Here is an 18244-nt window from a genome sequence, read left to right as displayed (position 1 = left end):
ACAAAATAAAGCGCATTAACTAAAAGATAATGAAATAGGATGGCACCGCGATTTTTCGTTCCTAAGAAATCTTTTAGTTTTTTATTTAGAGAGGAAAGAAAGTTATGAATATTCAAAAACCACGGGGAACCGAAGACATCTATTATAAAAAAGCTAGTGAATTAAGTGCATTAGAATTAATTTTACGAGATATTGTGATGCAGTATAATTATCATGAAATTAGAACACCAATCTTTGAAGCAAAGGATTTATTTGTTCGTGCTGTTGGCAATGAAACTGATATTGTGACTAAAGAAATGTTTGAATTATTAGATAAAAAAGAACGTGAATTTGTGTTGCGCCCAGAAGCAACCGCGCCTGTGATTCGTAGTATTTTAGAAGATAAATTATATGGGAAATATGAATTACCATTAAAATTGTTTTATCTTGGGAGTATGTTTCGTTATGAACGACCACAACATGGGCGATTACGACAATTTAATCAGTTTGGTGTTGAAGTTGTTGGGGTAAAAAATTACTTATTAGATGTTGAAGTAATCTTACTTGGTTATAATCTTTTAAAAGCGCTTGGTTTATCAAATCTTACTTTAAAATTAAATTACTTAGCAGTTGGGGCAGAACGGACAAAATACATTGCAGTTTTAAAAACGTTTTTAAAAACACAAGATTTATGTGCTGATTGTGCTATTCGGGTGGAAAAAAATCCATTGCGAGTATTAGATTGTAAAATTGATAATAAAAAATTTGATCAAGCTCCCAAAATTTATGATTATTTAACAGAAAGTGATCAAACCGAATTTAATAATTTACAAAATATTTTAACAAAATTAGCAATTCCATTTGTATTAGATCATAAATTAGTCCGAGGGTTAGATTATTATACGTCACTTGTCTTTGAAGTTGTTGTTGATAAACAAGAACGAGAATTAACGTTATTAGGCGGGGGCCGATATGACCAATTAGTAAATAGTTTTGAACCTAGTTTAGATTATCCAGCAGTTGGTTTTGCGCTAGGATTAGAACGATTATTATTAACGTTAGCAGAAAATGAAATTAAGTTAGCAGATGAACCTTATTTAGATGTTTATTTAATTTGTTTATCTGATCATACCCGTTATTTTGCATCACCATTGTTATTACTATTACGCGGAAGTGGTTTTCGTGCTGATTGTGATTATTTATCACGTAGTGTTAAAGCACAGTTTAAATCATTAGAACGGTTAAAAGCAAAGAATGCAATTATTATTGGTGATGAAGAATTGAAAAAGAATGTTGTTAAAATTAAAAACCAAACAACTGGTAAAGAGCAAGAAGTTAAGTTTGAAAAAATTATTACATTTTTAAGTAAGGAGAATAAATAATGAAGAGAACACACACCTGTGGGGAATTAACATTAAAGAATGTTAAAACAAAAGTTGTTTTAGAAGGATGAGTGGCGAAAAATCGCCGTATGGGAGGCATTATTTTTTTAGATTTACGTGATCGGGAAGGTATTACTCAAATTGTGGTTGAACCGAAACATCCTCAGTATGAGATGATAAACAGTATTCGTAATGAATTTGTTATTCGTGTTGAAGGAGTTGTTGTTGAACGAAAAAATAAGAACTCAAAGTTAAAAACAGGTGAAATTGAAATTAGTGTAACAACAGTAACAATTTTATCAAAAGCACAAACGACCCCTTTAATTATTAATGATGTTACTGATGCTTTAGAAGATGTCCGAATGAAATATCGTTACTTAGATTTACGCCGCCCAGTAATGCAACAAAAAATTATGTTACGAAATCATTTAATAAATATAATTAGCCAGTTTTTACAAGAACAAAAATTTATTGATATTGAAACACCAATTTTAAATAAATCAACCCCAGAAGGAGCGCGTGATTTTTTAGTGCCATCACGACAAAGTTTACATAATTTTTATGCCTTACCACAATCACCACAGTTATTTAAACAATTGTTAATGTTAGCTGGCTTTGATAAGTACTTTCAAATTGCAAAATGCTTTCGTGATGAAGACTTACGAAGTGATCGCCAACCAGAATTTACCCAATTAGATTTGGAAATGAGTTTTGTTGAACGAGAAGATATTTTTGTGTTGGTTGAAGCACTATTTAAAGTTGTGATGGATGAAGTAATGAACGTTAAAATTAAAACGCCATTTATGCAAATGAATTATGATGATGCAATTGAAAAATATGGAACAGATAAACCAGATATGCGTTATGATTTACAATTGTTTGATGCAACAACTATTTTTGCTCAAACAACTTTTAGTATTTTTGCTAACGCCTTACAAAATAATCTTAGTTTAAAAGGGATTTTTATTCCACATTTAGTAACAAAAAAACAAGTAGAGGAATTAACTCGCATTGTGCAACAGAATAAAGCAAAAGGATTAGCATGAGTTAAACAAGAAAATAATGTATGAGAAGGGTCAATTGCAAAATTTATTAGTGATGCTGAAAAAACAGCATTATTAAAAATTAGTAATAATCAAACGGGAACGTTCTTTTTTGTTAGTGATGAAAAAAGTGTTACTTGCCAAGCATTAGGAGCGGTTCGGGTTGAATTGGCAAAGATGTTTGCTTTAATTCCACCGAATGAATATCATTTCTTATGAATTGTTAATTGGCCATTGTATGAATGATCGGATGAAACAAATCGTTATGAAGCAGCTCATCACCCTTTTACAGCACCAACAACAGAATATTTAAATAATTTTGAACAAAATTTAGCAACTGCCCGTGCTAATGCTTATGATTTAGTCTTAAATGGTTATGAAATTGGTGGGGGAAGTATTCGAATTCATCAAAGTGAGATTCAACAAAAAATGTTTCAATCATTACAATTAAGTGCTAAAGAAATTGAAAGTAAATTTGGATGATTCTTAAATGCTTTTAATTATGGCGTACCACCACATGGGGGGATTGCCTTTGGTCTTGATCGATTAGCAATGATTTTAACAAATAGTGATTCAATTCGTGATGTAATTGCTTTTCCGAAGAATGCTTCGGGAAGTGATCCAATGACAGAAGCACCAAATTCAGTTGATTCAAAACAATTAGATGAATTAGGAATTAAGTTAAAATAGAAAGATTTAAGATAAAGAAGGAATTAAAATGTCAACGTATGAGGAAATGTTGTTAATAACAAATAACAGCATATATCAGTTTGCACCAAATGTGATAGCTAAACTTGGTAATTTAACAAAGAATAGTTATCGTAAAAAAATTAAGTTTAAAGAAGAACTTTATTTTTTTGAGTATTTTGACCAAAAGATTATTTTTTATAAAATGAATGACTTAACAATAACAAAAATTAAGCAAATTTCATTGCCACAAGCATTAATAATAAAGTGTGTTAATTTTTCACAATCAACAACAGAAGAACTTTTGGTATATTATTTGTATCAAAAAAAAGACCAAGCAGGAATTTATTTAGCTTATTATAATTTATCGACAAATCAACAAACCGTTATTTTTGATGAGAAATTACAACTTAATGAAATTTTTGCTAGTTGCTCATTATTTGAAAGTGAATATTTAGTGGTTACTTTTCCAGAAGATAATACTAAAAAATTAATTCGGTTCCATAATTACCAATGAGATATTATTGCTTCGTTTCGAGATGATGAAACTAAAAATGTGCTAATGATGGTTATTAATAACTATTTATATATTGCAATCGATTTGGTTTTATATCGGATGACAAACTCTTTAAAACCAACATTAGTTGTTGAAACGCTTTTTGAAAAGCAGAGCATTATCGGTTTAACGGCTAGTCCGACATGGGATAATAACCATTATTTTTATTTACTTTTAAATGATGGTAGTTTATATCGTAATAATATTTTAACTAATGATTTAACATTAATAACAAAGCTTACTGTTAATAATAATGTTGTTTTAACTGTTCAGTTAATTACCTTTTGGAAGAGCAATCTTCTTATTGCTGGCCAACAAACACAAGGTGATTTAAAAACTGATATTTTATTTTTTATTACACAAAATAAAAATATTACTATTCAAAAATTAGAAACCAACCTTAATATTACCGAAATATGAGGATAATGTTCTATTTTTTTGTCTTTTGAGATGAAATATGAAGATAATACTTTAATTTTGTCGAAAACTCTTGATGAAATAAAAAAAATCATCAATATGACAATTTGAAAACTAATTTTGTGTAAGATTATGATTTTGCTTTAAATTTTTTAAACGTTAAAATATAATACCGTTGATTGTTGGTTTGGTGTTAAACCTTTGTGTTGGTATTTTCATTTTCAGAGCTTTAAATAATTTTGAATATTAGTGAAACCCAAACCATGATAATGAATTAAGGCTTCTTTAAGACTGGATTGTAATTTACTAATCTTATTTAACTTTTGATAACTAGTATCAGGGTTTGTACTAGTTTTGGTGGAATATAGAGTAGAATTTGTTTGTTTTGCTACTAATAAATATAGTGGTTGCATATCAGAAATAATTATTGATTTTTCTTTAATTAGTTGCTTATTCATATTTTCAATAATCCATTGTTTTTGTAATCTTTTGGTATTGGTGGATTGAACAAAAATATTATTATTGCTATCAACTGCCATTTGAATACAGCATTTGGTATCAGTTGAAAATGGATCGAGATGAGTTTTTCGTTTATCAAATTTATCTTTAAAATTGCCTTTATGAATTTCTTTAATAAATGTTTCATCCATTTGGATTTGACCATTTAATTTTTTAAATTTTAACTGTGTATTTTCTAATTGTTTTGATTGCATTAATTTTTGTCGATTATATCAAGCGGTTTTTGGGGTTGTTTTAATAAAACGAGAAATTATTTTACTAGATTGTCCTAACAATGAAATTTGAATTAATAAATTTCACTGTTCATAATTTAAATGACTTCAATAAGTAAAATGATGACGAAATGCATCAAAACTAGCACGACATTTTTTACATAAATATTTTTGTTTTCCTTCGGAATTATGACCATTTTTAACACAATGAAAAGATTTGCAATTAGGACATATAATGCCTTTATCTCTAAATTTTTGATCAATTTCATTTAAACGTTTTTGTTTTTTAATTAAGTCTGCTTGTTGTTTTATTTTTTCATAAAATTCTAAAAATTGATCATCTGTTAAGCTATTTATTAATTCTGTAATTATTTTTTTCATCATTTATTTACCTCCATATATTAAAAATATACCTAATTTTAGGTATATTTTATAAATATCAAGAGTTTTCGACAAAATTAAAGAGATAATATTTAACTAATATCTTAAAATATGTTAAAATATTATAGGAATTATAGGGTAATTAATAGAATATAAAAGGAGGAGTTTCAAATGCCGTGATGAGCAGGACTTATTATAGGAATTGGTTGTTTAGTTATTGGTGGGGTATTAGGATTTTTAATTACAAAAAAAATTGTACAAAAACAATTACGTGATAATCCTCCAATTACTGAAAAACAAATTCGGGCAATGTATATGCAAATGGGAAGAAAACCTTCTGAAGCAGACATTAAAAAAGTAATGAATTCAATGAAACGAGCTAAATAATTTTGTTGAAGAACTTTATTAATTTTTTGCAAATGTAATCTTAAACATCAATTAATAAAACAAATCTTTGTAATAAGAGATTATAAATTTTATTAATTGATGTTTTTTAATTTTGCAAAAGTTATTGTAAAAATTATTTTCATAATAAAAGATATATAATAGTTGTAATAGTTGATGGTTAGGGATTAAACAAAACAAAAGGAGAGAAAGGAATAGTTATGAAAAAAAATTTAAGTTTAGTAGGTGTATTAATAATTAGTGGGACAAGTATGCCAACGTTTATTACCGTTAGCAAATATGAAAAACAAAATAATGGTACTAATACAAAAAATTATACTATTTAATGGTAATGATGAACGTATTAAAACTGATGAAGAGGATAATTTTAGTTATTTTGAGCTTTTGTTAAAACCAGAAACTTTTGAAAATTTAGCACGCACTTATTATTCAAATAAGAACGATAAACTGTTATTTAGTAACGCTTTTCTAGAATTTGCTAAAAAAATATAACCGGAATATACGGGAATTCGCCCGACTATGCTCTTGGGGAAGCTATATGAGATCATTGAAATGAAATTATTGAGGTATATAAGAACAGTTCTAAAGACAAAAGAATAAAAATTAATTATAGATTATATACTTCTGTGATTTCTATGAATATTGATCATTTTAATGTTTCCATTGCCCCTAATGACACAATATTATATCCAAATTCATATGTTAAAAAATTAAATGATGATTTTAAAAGTGATTTAATAAAGTGAGAAAAAGTTGATCTAGGAATCATTGGATATTGAAATTATAAAAAAAGAAGAACTTTTGAGTCTTAGTGAAGGTTTTTATTAAAATTAAAAATAAAAGATAATTCTAAAATTTATTCAATAGGAAATATAAAAAATGATTTTATTTTTAATACTAAAGTTAATTTGAAAAAAATCAATGATATTCTTGTTAATGATCCAAAAGTACAATTATGATTATATAATTTAAAAGATTGAAAAAAGAGAATAAAACGTGAAATTATAGAAGATGTTCCTAAACTTTCTGAGGCTCAAAAGAATATATGAAGAGATAACGTTGCAGAACAAATGAAAAGCTATATTAGAGATTGAGGTTATATTTTAAATCTCGTATAATGTACGATGAAGCTCCAAAAAACAACTCTTGTTAGGGTTGTTTTTTTATTTGAAATAAAAAATCCCTAAAAGGAGGTAATGATAATTAAAAAACAAAAAATATGTGATGTTAATGATTGCTATAAAGCAGTATCATTCATTACCGAAGAATTTTTATCAAATAAAGTTTTATGAACTTGTGAAAAACATAAATATTTATTAAATAAAATAAAAGATAAAACACAAAAACAGTTTTATCAAAAACTAGAAAATTCAAAAATTATCTTTGATGATAAAACTGGTTCTTTTAAACTTTGATTTTATAAAACAACTTAATGCAGGGTGGAACAGTTATTTTAAATAACTAAGTGTTTTTTTCCACATAGGCGGTCTAGCCCAGCGGTAATCAGTCCGTAAATAATAGACGCTTTAACAAGCGATAGTCGTGATAAGTGCGGGGTCAACATCAAACGACAATAAATATTGAGATGGCCACTTTATAAATAAATTTGCGATAGATATTATCCCATTAGAGGATGACAGAGGTTTTAAAAACCACAAAGTCAGCATTAGGCTCTTCAAGGTGCAAGTGAATTTATTTTAAAAACTGAACGCTTTGACCTGAAATGGTGCGGATGAAGAGAGAGAATTCTCTGGCATTATCTTATAAAAACAACTGTCGATTATTAAACATTAAACAATAAAACATACCGCCACCGCTCACCCGCAGTGAAGCGGATGGCGTAGTAAATAAATAGATAAATACTTAATTATATAACTAACTCTCGCTTTGGCACTTTCACTTGGGAGTGAGTGCCAGCGAGTTAAAAATAGGAGGTAAATATGACAATCAAAAATCTAATATCAATATATATGTACAATGATTTTTGTATTAATATATTTGATAATAAAACAGGGCAAAAAGAAAATATTAATGATGATATTAATTTAATTAAAAATGAAGAAGCACATTTATTAAATCAAGAAATAACTTATTTTGATATTAAAGAACAAAAAGGAAGAAAATTAATAGAAATATTAATAGCAAAGAACGAGGTAAATTAGTATGTGAAAAGATGAAAATGGTTATGTTTATACTGAAGAAGATTTATTTAATATGGCATTAGAAGAATGTCATTCAGAAGAAAGTGCTTATGAATATATTGATAATTTAATTAATGAAATGGAATTAGAGGAAATTTAATTATGGCAGATTTAAAATTAAATAATGAAGTTAAAAATATTACGTATCCATTTTATTTAAAAGGAAATAATTTTAAAGAATTAAGTTTAAAAGCATTAACAATTAAAAAATGAATTGATGAAAATGGACAAGAATTAGCAGAATTTATATATCGACAACAAGCTTGATTAATAAATGGAGAATATAAATCACAATCACTAAAAGATTTAAAATTAGTAGTTTCAAAAATTGATTATATTTTTAGAGAACCATTAGAATTAATAAAATCTTTTAAAGATGAATTAAATTTTATTAGAAAAGATATTTTGAATTTAGAAAATAATATTAAGAATAATCATGATTCTTTAAAAAATAATGTTATTAATATTCAATTTCAAAAACAAAATGAAATTATTGAAACTCATAAAAAAGAACAATTTTTAGAAATTAAAAGTGTAGCAAAACAAGAGCAAGAATTAAAAATTATTACTAGTAATTTTCGGAAAGAAAAATTATTAATTAAAGATATTGAGGTTATTGGTATTAATGATGATTTTTTACAAAATGCTGATAAATTAGAACTTATTAATCTTATTAAAAATTATTTAGTTGTTGATGAACAAATTGTTAAAAATGAAATTAAAGATCAGTGAGATAGTAATAAAGATATTAATTTAATTGGGGTTAAAGGTATTAATTTTAAAATAAATAAAGGAGAAAAATAATATGGCAAATATTGTTGAATTTTTAAGAACAGATAAAGCAACAGAATGAATAAAAAGTAAATTTTCTAATGAAAATGAAATTGCAAGATTTAAAAGTAATATAGTTGCAATATCAAATAGTAATGAATTATTACAAAAAGCAGATCCAAAAACAATTATGACTGCTTGTTATCAAGGAGTTTTATTAAATTTACCAATGGAAAAACAATTTGGTTATGCTTATGTAGTTCCATATAATACTAAAATAACAAGAATTATTAACGGTCGCGAAATCCAAGAATGAATTAATCAAGCTCAATTTCAAATAGGTTATAAAGGTTATATTCAATTAGCACAAAGAAGTGGTCAATATTTAGATATGTCAGTATCAGATGTTAGAGAAAATGAATTAGTAAATTATGATCGTTTAAAAGGAACTAGTTTTAATTGAATTCAAAATGAAGATGAAAGAGAAAAATTACCAATTATTGGTTATGTAGCATACTTTAAAATGGTTAATGGTTTTGGAAAAACTTTATATATGACCAAAGAACAAATGGAAAATCATTTTATGAAATATTCTAAAACTTATGCTAAAAATAAATCATTTTATATTGCTAGTTTTGATGAAATGGCATTAAAAACAGTATTAACATCTTTATTAAGAAAATGAGGTATTATGTCTGTTGAATTACAACAAGCTTATAAATCAGATCAGGCAGTTATTACAACTAATGATGAAAAGATTTATATTGATAATGATAGCAATATAAGCATAAATAAGGGTCAAATTAGTAATGAAAATATATCAAGTGAAGAAGTGACAGATAATAATTTAGTTAAAGAAGAAGATATATCAAATGTAGTGCCAACAATTAATAATAACAACGATGAGGAATGAGCCACTTGATAAAAATAGGTATTGACCCATCAGGAACAGGTACTACTGCTATTGTTATTTATGAAGATAATAAATTAATTGAAAAATTAGAATTTACAAATAAAAATTGAAAAGAACAATATGAATTTATTAATGATAAATTGTTTGATTATGAAGAAAAAATTAATATTGAAGATTGTTTATATACATCTGCTAATGCTAGTAAAGATAGAGATGATTTATTAAGATTATTAGGAGCATTATCTGTTTATAAATATTTTATTAATTGAGTATCACCAAAAAATACTAAATCAGTTGTTAAAAATATGGAAAATTTAAGTAAATATAATGATAGTTGTATATGAAAATTTGATAAAGATACTAATTTAACTTATCAATATGGTAAAGGTTGATTTTATAATAATGAAAAAATAAGTAATCATTTACGAGATGCAATTATTATTGCTAATTATGAAAGTTAATATTATGAAACATTCATATAATCAAAAAACAGGAAAGTATTATTCTTGTCAAATTCGTAATGTTAATATTTACTTAAATAAAAATGAAGAAAAAGTTTGAAATGAATTTAATAACTTTACTTATTCGCAACGAATTGAATATCTTATTAACTTTTATATAACACATTATAAAGGAAATAAAGAATATGAATAATTATATTTTATGTTATCGATCTGAACAAGGTAATCGCCCTTGTAAAAACCCTCGTGGTGAATATATAATTGGGATTGATAAACAAGATGTAGATATTAATTCAACTGAATACTGAGAATATTATAAAAATAATTATGGAAAAAATAATTTAGTTATTTGTAAAGTTAAAAATTTAGACTTAATATTAGAAAATAAAAAATAACCAATTAAGGTTATTTTTTTTAAATACTATTTGTTAGTTTTTTAATAGCATCTTTTTGTGCTTGTTTTTTGTCATTTACTTTAACTTGTTTTTTAACATTTTTAATTTGACCTGTTTTTAATGCTAATTCTGTTGCATAATCAGGTCCTCGTAAATGTTTTTCGTGAGCAATAACAGCAGTTCTTAATTCTCTAATTTCTGCTTTATATTTTTTAATTTTTTTAGCAGATAATCCAAGAATACCAAGACTACCCATTCCACCAGCACCCGCTAATACAAGTAAAGCAATTACTATTTCATTACTAATTTCCATTTCTTTATTTCCTTTCTTATCCTTACTCAAACAGTGGCCACCCATTCTTTCAGAACAAAATAATTTATAAATTAAACTATATAACCACCCAAAAATATCAACCGCCCCTATATATAGTTTATTTTAAATTTAATTCTTTGTTATTTTCTTCTTGTTTTTTAGTATATTCATCTTGCATATTTTTAAATATTTCTTCTGTTATACCATCCAAATTATTTCATTGTTTTGATATTCTTGGTTGAATAACACGCGGATTAATACGGCAGTTCAAACAATGTCTTAAATGGTCTTTTTTTCATTTTGATTTATCAATTCAAATAATAATTAAAGAAATTATTAAAGTAATTAAAGGTAAAATTGTAAATACTAATCCCATTTTAGATATTTTTAATCGTGGAATATCAATTTTCATATCTACTTTTGGTTTACTACTAGCAACAAATATACCTTGAATTCCATATGTAAATAAAGGTGTTAGTAAAATAGCAATTCCATTACCTCAATATTGTCCATAATTATATCAATTAATATTATCTTTTATTGCATTAATCATGCCATATTCTAATCAACAATTTAATGCTAAAAATATCAATGTATAAAAACTAACTACTCAACTACGAATTTTATATTTTCTTTCTCATTCTCTAATATCTTTATGATTTCAATTATAAGTTGGAATAGGGTCTTTTTTAAATCAATTTCAAGGTAAGGCACCCTTTAATCAAGTTGTTTTATTTTGTTTCATTAATTAAAAATCCTTTCTAAATTAATTTTCTTTTAATTGTTAAATCTTTAATAACAATATTATTTGTATCATTTGAAATTGAGCCATCTTGCTTAATTGTTATTCTTTTATAAGAATTATCTGCTAAAAATGAAAATATTGATTTTTGTGATATTGTTTCAAAATAATATGTTACAAATTTATTAGCAGATGCATAATCTGTTATTGAAATTGATATTTTATAGTAATATTTTATTAAATCATAATCTGGAATTTTAAATGTTAATTTTTCGTTTGCTTCTGGATAATTAATTAATTCTCAATCATTACCAGTATTAATAGATATATCACCATTCCCCAATAATGAATTACCATTAATAGTTTTAATATTTGTACCACTTATTAATTTATCTTGTTTTAAATCTGAAACTTCAATCTCATCATTATCATTTTTAATGATAGTTTTATTATCAATTTTTATATCAGTACCACTACTTTGTTTTGCTTTTCAGACATTATTTTCATAATAAATCGTATTATTATCAAAGGGAACTATTAATTTAATACACTCATTATAATCAATTTTAGAAAAATCATTAATAGTAGGATAAGTAATATTTATTGAATTATCAGTTTGTAATCGTTCTTTTAATCAAAATAATAATGTTGGATAAAAAGTTTTTTTACTAATATGCTTATATTCTTCTTCTCATGGATGAGCATAATTATCTAAACTATAATTATAAGGTCTAGATACTGTTTTACTAGATATAATATCAATAATTTCACCCGCTAATTTTAAAGCATTTTTAACATCACGAGTAATATTTTCATTTGCTTCTGGGTCATTAGTTTGTGAATAAGCAACTCCACCTTGTGAAAATGAAGCACTACCAGTTAAATCATTAACTCCTTTTGGTAAATATCAATTTATAACTGCTAATAAACAAGCAGATTGAATATAACTTAATCATTTATCATATTCAATTAAACCAGTATTATCTTTTTTTACTCAAGGAAACAAATCTTTTTTATTAATTTTATCTGAAATTGTTCCACCTGATAATCTATCCATTCATAAACTAGTTTTTAAAATAGCATTATAAATTAAATTATCATTATAAGCAGATTGTTTACGATCATTAATAGGTTGTCAAAGTTTACTTGCTTTAACATCTTCAACTGTTATAAATAACAAATTACTTAAATTATTTTCCATATAAAACACCCCTTAATTGATTACGATATTTATTTTTTAAATTATTTGGTTTATAACTATTAACCTTTCTTTTGGTTTTATTAATTGCTTTAATAGATTTATTAACCTGATAAAATTTATTTTTAACTGGTGTTTTATATAAATTCTTAATATTTTTAACATCACTTCGGCGTTCTCGATATCATTTTTTATTATTAATTTCACCAGCAAAATTAAAATTAAAATGTCCAATCTTTAAATTATTAATAAACTTTTTAATTTGTTGTAATTTTTGAACTGTTGGTAATGTTAATTTAGTAGTTCCTTTGGGATATTTTTCTTTTAATGCTTGTGGTAATCGTTTTTTAATATAATTTCTTAAATGACTAGGTAATCATTTTCTTAATCAATAACGCCAAAATAAAGTCCCTGCATTAGAAACAGCATTACTTAATAATTTTCATATTTCAACTGGAACACTAGGATAAACATATGGACCATAAAATTTTGGATGTTTTGCTGTTTTTGTATATATTAAAATAGTTAAATTACCTGTTAAAGTTAACTTATTTGTAATATTAAACATACCACTATCAAGTCAACTACTATTTAAAGGCTGTCAATTAGTATTTAGATAATTTTCATTTTTAAATTGTTCTCTATTTTGAATATTATTATCTTTTTCTAATTGACTTAATATTTGTTGTATTTCTTTTTTATGACCTTTTTTAATTAAATCTAAATAAGTAAAAGGATTTAATCATTGATAAATATCTTCAACTTTACTTGTAATTTTATTATATTTATCAGTAATATAATTAATTGGTTTTAATATTTTATTTTGAACTTGATTAACTCTATTAATTAAATTTACAAATTTACTTATTAAAGGTTTATTTTCTAAATTAGATACTAATAAAGTTAAAACGCGTAATATTAGTAAATTCATTGTTTATTAAGAATTTTTAATTACAACATCAATGGGGTTTGTTTGACCAGTAGCATTGTTTTTACCTTCAATTTGAACTTCAACAGTTTTGTCATTTTTAATATTAATTGGTCAATCTTCACCCCTAGCTTCAATAAAGTAATCATAATCATTTTCTGTTAAAAAATTATTTACCGCTTTTACTGATTTTAAAACAACATCTTTAAATTGTGGTTTTAATTGTTCTGCTGTTGTTTGAGTTGGATCGTCAACATGAATAGTTGGTTTATCTAATTTATTAATCCCACTAATATCAATTTTATTTGATGATGGAATTACATAATCAACAGGAACTCTAAATGTTTTATTAAGATTACTTTTAGCAGTATTAATTTCATCTTGGGTTGGCGCTTTTTCTAAAATAATTTTACATGTTTTTGGATATAAAATTGTTGGTGTTGCATATTGTACTTTACCAATTCATTTAGGGTTAGCAGTATCATTATCTAAAACTTGTTGAATAGTATCCATATTAATTGGATAAGCTCATACTTGTTTATTAATAATTAAACCATTTACATTAGTAAAATTATAACCTTTATCACGGTTAACTTGTCCTTTTGTATATGTTTTTTCTAAATGAAAACTTTTAGATACAGGAATACCCATTGCGGTATTTTCATATAATTCACCATTAACCATTGCTTTTAATTGGGCTTGTGAACCAATCACTTTTAAATACGCAGGTGTTAATCCTAAATAGGCTCTACGACCTAAAACCATAAACATTTTATCAGTTGGCAATCCAAAATATAAATTACTAATTTGATTTGTTAATTCAATCAAAGTTTCATTTAATGTAAAGAATGCCTTATTTGCATCATCAGCATTTTCTGCTGTATAACTACGAAATGGAATTACTTCATATTGACCATCTGCTAAACAATAATCATAAATAGCCTGAATTAATTCACATTCTAAATTAACAAATTTATTTTGTACAACACTAGAAATAGCATCAGCAATAACACCATTTTTAATATTTTGTTCTATTAATGCTAAGTCAAAAGCCTCATTCATTAATTTTAAATTAAATCTCTTATCAATCGGAACTGGAATTCTTGTTAATCCCATTGTTTGAGTTGCCCCACCATTTGGTAATGAATAATCATCTTGTCATACCACACGATGAGTTAAATTATATAGTGCTTGTCCTGCATTAGGTAATCAAGCAACTTGTTCTGCGGTTGCAGTAGCATACTGCATAATACTTGCATATTCATTATATAAAGGTCCACGCAATAAAGCATTAACCATATCAACATAGGCTTTTTGACCTGTTGTGTTACCTTGTAATGTAAAAGGTACTTGTGGCAAATTAATTGTTGCCATAATTTCACTCCCTTATTATCTAAGGTTTTTAAGTGTATAATCAGTTAATTTTTTAATTTCTTCTGGAGTATATGCTCCTTTTTCTTTAATAGTTTCAATTTCATCATTTTTATTTTCAACCGATTTTTCAATCATTTCTTTAATTAAATTAGTTGGTGAAACTGATGGTTGTTCTTCAACAAACAAATCAGGTTTTAATTCTTTTAAAGTTTGCATTTTTTCAGATAAAGAACTACCACTAACTTTTTCTAAATTAATTTCTTTAATTTTGTCGAAAACTCTTGATATTTATAAAATATACCTAAAATTAGGTATATTTTTAATATATAGAGGTAAATAAATGATGAAAAAAATAATTACAGAATTAATAAATAGCTTAACAGATGATCAATTTTTAGAATTTTATGAAAAAATAAAACAACAAGCAGACTTAATTAAAAAACAAAAACGTTTAAATGAAATTGATCAAAAATTTAGAGATAAAGGCATTATATGTCCTAATTGCAAATCTTTTCATTGTGTTAAAAATGGTCATAATTCCGAAGGAAAACAAAAATATTTATGTAAAAAATGTCGTGCTAGTTTTGATGCATTTCGTCATCATTTTACTTATTGAAGTCATTTAAATTATGAACAGTGAAATTTATTAATTCAAATTTCATTGTTAGGACAATCTAGTAAAATAATTTCTCGTTTTATTAAAACAACCCCAAAAACCGCTTGATATAATCGACAAAAATTAATGCAATCAAAACAATTAGAAAATACACAGTTAAAATTTAAAAAATTAAATGTTCAAATCCAAATGGATGAAACATTTATTAAAGAAATTCATAAAGGCAATTTTAAAGATAAATTTGATAAACGAAAAACTCATCTCGATCCATTTTCAACTGATACCAAATGCTGTATTCAAATGGCAGTTGATAGCAATAATAATATTTTTGTTCAATCCACCAATACCAAAAGATTACAAAAACAATGGATTATTGAAAATATGAATAAGCAACTAATTAAAGAAAAATCAATAATTATTTCTGATATGCAACCACTATATTTATTAGTAGCAAAACAAACAAATTCTACTCTATATTCCACCAAAACTAGTACAAACCCTGATACTAGTTATCAAAAGTTAAATAAGATTAGTAAATTACAATCCAGTCTTAAAGAAGCCTTAATTCATTATCATGGTTTGGGTTTCACTAATATTCAAAATTATTTAAAGCTCTGAAAATGAAAATACCAACACAAAGGTTTAACACCAAACCAACAATCAACGGTATTATATTTTAACGTTTAAAAAATTTAAAGCAAAATCATAATCTTACACAAAATTAGTTTTCAAATTGTCATATTGATGATTTTTTTTATTTCATCAAGAGTTTTCGACAAAATTAAAGATTAATTTTAATATCTTCAATTTTAGTAGATGGAACATCTTTAAATGCTTTTAATTCATCTAATTCATTAGATAATTTAATAAAGTCTTCTTTTGATATAACATCTTCGCGTTTTTGCACACTTTCTCTAATTTGTTTTGCTTCATTATTAAACTGATTTAAGATATTTTCAGCAATCTCTTCACTTAAACCTTGTTCTATTAATTGTTCTTTTGTAAGTGCCATTTTATAAACTCCTCTTTTTTTATTCTTGTTCGATTAACAAGTCAGCATAAACTCTTTTTTGATACAAAAAGATTAAAACTTATATTAATTATATACTTATAGTTTATAAATACAATACTTTTTATAAACAAATACTAAACATAATTTATTATGTTGTTAATTTAACCCTTAAAACAATTAATAATAACTATTTTTCAAGATAAAATTTTAAAATAATTTCTAATTTTGCTTGCATATATATATATATATATATATACTGAAGGTAAATCTTGATAAAGAATTTCAATAAATAGTTTCAAGATAAGAAAAGGAGAAATACAGTAATGAAAAAATTACTTAGTTTATTAAGTGTATTAACTATTAGTGGAACTGCTGTACCAACAACAATTGCCGCTAGTCCTTATGAAAAAGAAAAACAATTAAATAGCGATATTAATTATTCAGAAACAAATAATTTAGAAAATTTAATTAGAGTTAAAAGACAATATGATAATATACAACGTATAGAACCAAATAACGGGACCCCATTATCATCTATTCAAGGTTTGGTCCTAAATTTAGGAAGAATAAGAATATATGACAATCGCGATGCTGTAGAAGGAGACCGGGCAATTTTAAATGCTTTTATTAACATTAATAGAAATATTTTATCTAGAGAAGTAAGAGATATTAACAATCTTTATGTTAGCGGAAGATCATATGGATCATACTCAGATACTTCAAGAGATTCTTGAGCACATATCTCATTGTTTGGTCAACAAGATACTCCAGTTTTGGTAACTTTTAATTTTCCCACAATAAGACATACCGAATCTAATATACAAATAATTCCGCCAAGACGCCAACAACAACCAATTAGTGAACCTGGATACAATTGAACTAGTAGATTAAACTTATCTACAACATATGTAAATAGAAATTTAGGTAATATTATTGATACAAACGAAAGAACTATTATAGAATCTTTTTTATTTAATAATCAAAATTTTCCCACTGAATTAATAAATATTTTAAGAGTTTCAAATGTATCAAGAAGTAGTGCAACAATTTATGTTCCAGAAGGAAATTTGAGATATGAAGGAAATTTAATTGTTTTTTTTAGTACAAATCAAAATTCTTATTATGGTCATTTTGGTGACTTATAATAATTTAATAAAGTTAAATGGAAATAAATTAATGTTTTATTTCCATTTTTAATTAATTTAATAGACCTTAAAAGAAAGGAATTAAAAAATGAAAAAAATATTAAGCCTTTTAGGAACAATCACTTTAATTGCAACAAGTACAACAAGTTTAGTTTCTTGTAACACATCACAATATACTTATTCTGAAAAAGAATTAGCAGAATTAAAAGAAGAAAAAAATATAAATATAAAAACAAGTAATGGTGAAGATGGTGTTTTAGAATGAATGGCACCACAAGAAAAACCATTTAATAAGGTTGATAATAAATGATATTATGTAGTATATCGTGCCAATAAAAATATTAATTGACAAATTAAAAAAGTAAAAAATACTGAGAAAGGAAAAAATGAAATATTATTTAAAGATAAAGTAGGTATTTTATATCCTGCTAAAATTTTATCAGTTGAAAATTATGATAGTAAATATATGAAAAAATATTTTAAATCAGTATATCGTTGAAATTTAGATATTAACGAACCTGACTTAATAGTTAATAATAATGGTAATGTAAAAGTTAAAGATGAATAAAAAAGTGCATTTAGCACTTTTTTATT

24 protein-coding genes are annotated in these 18244 nt (G+C 25.1%); 16 read left to right on the top strand and 8 right to left on the bottom strand.

Translation table 4 applies throughout. From position 1 onward, the window contains the following. Nucleotides 1–104: 104 nt before the first annotated feature. From hisS to AACK91_RS00680, 3 genes are read left to right on the top strand one after another with little or no spacing between them, the layout of a single operon-like run. Entirely contained in the window at nt 105–1361 is a 1257-nt protein-coding gene (hisS, locus tag AACK91_RS00690) for a histidine--tRNA ligase (protein WP_338963429.1), read from the top strand. Beyond that, nucleotides 1361–3094, top strand: a complete 1734-nt coding sequence (gene aspS, locus AACK91_RS00685) for an aspartate--tRNA ligase (protein ID WP_338963427.1) — start codon at nt 1361–1363, stop codon at nt 3092–3094. The genes hisS and aspS overlap by 1 nt, the downstream gene beginning before the upstream one ends. A 28-nt stretch (nt 3095–3122) precedes the next feature. Continuing rightward, a complete protein-coding gene (locus AACK91_RS00680) occupies nt 3123–4073 on the top strand; it encodes a hypothetical protein (RefSeq protein ID WP_338963425.1) in 951 nt (316 codons plus the stop codon). A gap of 143 nt (nt 4074–4216) precedes the next feature. Here the strand turns inward: AACK91_RS00680 and AACK91_RS00675 are convergent, their stop codons facing one another. Next, entirely contained in the window at nt 4217–5179 is a 963-nt protein-coding gene (locus AACK91_RS00675) for an IS1/IS1595 family N-terminal zinc-binding domain-containing protein (protein ID WP_338963247.1), read from the bottom strand. Nucleotides 5180–5347: 168 nt separating this feature from the next. On the opposite strand from AACK91_RS00675, the gene AACK91_RS00670 reads away from it, so the two are divergent. The 10 genes from AACK91_RS00670 to AACK91_RS00625 all read left to right on the top strand — a co-directional run bounded on the left by AACK91_RS00670 (nt 5348) and on the right by AACK91_RS00625 (nt 10322). Then, a complete protein-coding gene (locus AACK91_RS00670) occupies nt 5348–5563 on the top strand; it encodes a YneF family protein (RefSeq protein ID WP_004028146.1) in 216 nt (71 codons plus the stop codon). Nucleotides 5564–5781: 218 nt separating this feature from the next. Continuing rightward, nucleotides 5782–5907: a hypothetical protein gene (locus tag AACK91_RS00665; protein WP_338963412.1), complete on the top strand. Its 126-nt coding sequence runs from the start codon at nt 5782–5784 to the stop codon at nt 5905–5907. 870 nt (nt 5908–6777) lie between these two features. Beyond that, a complete protein-coding gene (locus AACK91_RS00660; protein WP_338963409.1) occupies nt 6778–7014 on the top strand; it encodes a hypothetical protein in 237 nt (78 codons plus the stop codon). Between the two features lie 507 nt (nt 7015–7521). Then, nucleotides 7522–7743 carry a hypothetical protein gene (locus AACK91_RS00655; protein WP_338963241.1) on the top strand — a complete coding sequence of 74 codons (222 nt, stop codon included), beginning with the start codon at nt 7522–7524 and terminating at the stop codon, nt 7741–7743. 1 nt (nt 7744) lies between these two features. Then, nucleotides 7745–7882: a hypothetical protein gene (locus AACK91_RS00650; protein WP_338963239.1), complete on the top strand. Its 138-nt coding sequence runs from the start codon at nt 7745–7747 to the stop codon at nt 7880–7882. A 2-nt stretch (nt 7883–7884) separates the two neighbouring features. Continuing rightward, nucleotides 7885–8586, top strand: a complete 702-nt coding sequence (locus AACK91_RS00645) for a hypothetical protein (RefSeq protein WP_338963237.1) — start codon at nt 7885–7887, stop codon at nt 8584–8586. Between the two features lies 1 nt (nt 8587). Next, a complete protein-coding gene (locus AACK91_RS00640; protein ID WP_338963407.1) occupies nt 8588–9478 on the top strand; it encodes a recombinase RecT in 891 nt (296 codons plus the stop codon). After that, nucleotides 9463–9927, top strand: coding sequence for a hypothetical protein (locus AACK91_RS00635; protein WP_338963404.1), 465 nt, complete (start codon nt 9463–9465; stop codon nt 9925–9927). Before AACK91_RS00640 ends, AACK91_RS00635 begins: the two co-directional genes overlap by 16 nt. Nucleotides 9928–9931: 4 nt before the next feature. Beyond that, nucleotides 9932–10120, top strand: a complete 189-nt coding sequence (locus AACK91_RS00630; RefSeq protein ID WP_338963402.1) for a hypothetical protein — start codon at nt 9932–9934, stop codon at nt 10118–10120. Then, nucleotides 10113–10322 (top strand): hypothetical protein, encoded by a 210-nt coding sequence (locus tag AACK91_RS00625; RefSeq protein ID WP_338963231.1) that lies wholly within the window; start codon nt 10113–10115, stop codon nt 10320–10322. Before AACK91_RS00630 ends, AACK91_RS00625 begins: the two co-directional genes overlap by 8 nt. A 19-nt stretch (nt 10323–10341) precedes the next feature. Here the strand turns inward: AACK91_RS00625 and AACK91_RS00620 are convergent, their stop codons facing one another. The 6 genes from AACK91_RS00620 to AACK91_RS00595 all read right to left on the bottom strand — a co-directional run bounded on the left by AACK91_RS00620 (nt 10342) and on the right by AACK91_RS00595 (nt 15093). After that, the gene (locus AACK91_RS00620) at nt 10342–10680 is read right to left on the bottom strand and encodes a hypothetical protein (RefSeq protein ID WP_338963400.1); all 339 of its coding nucleotides are present in this window, start codon (nt 10678–10680) and stop codon (nt 10342–10344) included. 73 nt (nt 10681–10753) lie between these two features. Next, a complete protein-coding gene (locus AACK91_RS00615; protein ID WP_338963398.1) occupies nt 10754–11380 on the bottom strand; it encodes a hypothetical protein in 627 nt (208 codons plus the stop codon). 16 nt (nt 11381–11396) lie between these two features. After that, the gene (locus AACK91_RS00610; protein WP_338963396.1) at nt 11397–12578 is read right to left on the bottom strand and encodes a hypothetical protein; all 1182 of its coding nucleotides are present in this window, start codon (nt 12576–12578) and stop codon (nt 11397–11399) included. After that, nucleotides 12568–13506, bottom strand: a complete 939-nt coding sequence (locus AACK91_RS00605; RefSeq protein ID WP_338963223.1) for a hypothetical protein — start codon at nt 13504–13506, stop codon at nt 12568–12570. The genes AACK91_RS00610 and AACK91_RS00605 overlap by 11 nt, the downstream gene beginning before the upstream one ends. A gap of 6 nt (nt 13507–13512) precedes the next feature. After that, complete coding sequence (locus AACK91_RS00600; RefSeq protein WP_338963393.1) at nt 13513–14877, bottom strand: hypothetical protein; 1365 nt, start codon at nt 14875–14877, stop codon at nt 13513–13515. A 15-nt stretch (nt 14878–14892) separates the two neighbouring features. Beyond that, the gene (locus AACK91_RS00595; protein WP_338963390.1) at nt 14893–15093 is read right to left on the bottom strand and encodes a hypothetical protein; all 201 of its coding nucleotides are present in this window, start codon (nt 15091–15093) and stop codon (nt 14893–14895) included. Nucleotides 15094–15217: 124 nt separating this feature from the next. On the opposite strand from AACK91_RS00595, the gene AACK91_RS00590 reads away from it, so the two are divergent. Continuing rightward, entirely contained in the window at nt 15218–16180 is a 963-nt protein-coding gene (locus AACK91_RS00590) for an IS1/IS1595 family N-terminal zinc-binding domain-containing protein (RefSeq protein ID WP_338963388.1), read from the top strand. Nucleotides 16181–16274: 94 nt separating this feature from the next. Here the strand turns inward: AACK91_RS00590 and AACK91_RS00585 are convergent, their stop codons facing one another. Further along, complete coding sequence (locus tag AACK91_RS00585) at nt 16275–16505, bottom strand: hypothetical protein (protein ID WP_338963386.1); 231 nt, start codon at nt 16503–16505, stop codon at nt 16275–16277. Nucleotides 16506–16828: 323 nt separating this feature from the next. On the opposite strand from AACK91_RS00585, the gene AACK91_RS00580 reads away from it, so the two are divergent. Together AACK91_RS00580 and AACK91_RS00575 are read left to right on the top strand one after the other, a co-directional pair. Then, on the top strand, nt 16829–17650 hold the full coding sequence (locus AACK91_RS00580; protein WP_338963384.1) for a hypothetical protein: 822 nt from the start codon (nt 16829–16831) through the stop codon (nt 17648–17650). Between the two features lie 88 nt (nt 17651–17738). Next, the gene (locus AACK91_RS00575) at nt 17739–18218 is read left to right on the top strand and encodes a lipoprotein (RefSeq protein ID WP_338963381.1); all 480 of its coding nucleotides are present in this window, start codon (nt 17739–17741) and stop codon (nt 18216–18218) included. The last annotated feature ends 26 nt before the right edge of the window (nt 18219–18244 follow it).

The organism is Spiroplasma endosymbiont of Sarcophaga carnaria, from assembly GCF_964019595.1.
Lineage (GTDB): Bacteria > Bacillota_I > Bacilli_A > Mycoplasmatales > Mycoplasmataceae > Spiroplasma > Spiroplasma poulsonii.
This window is presented reverse-complemented; position numbering and strand designations above follow the sequence as displayed.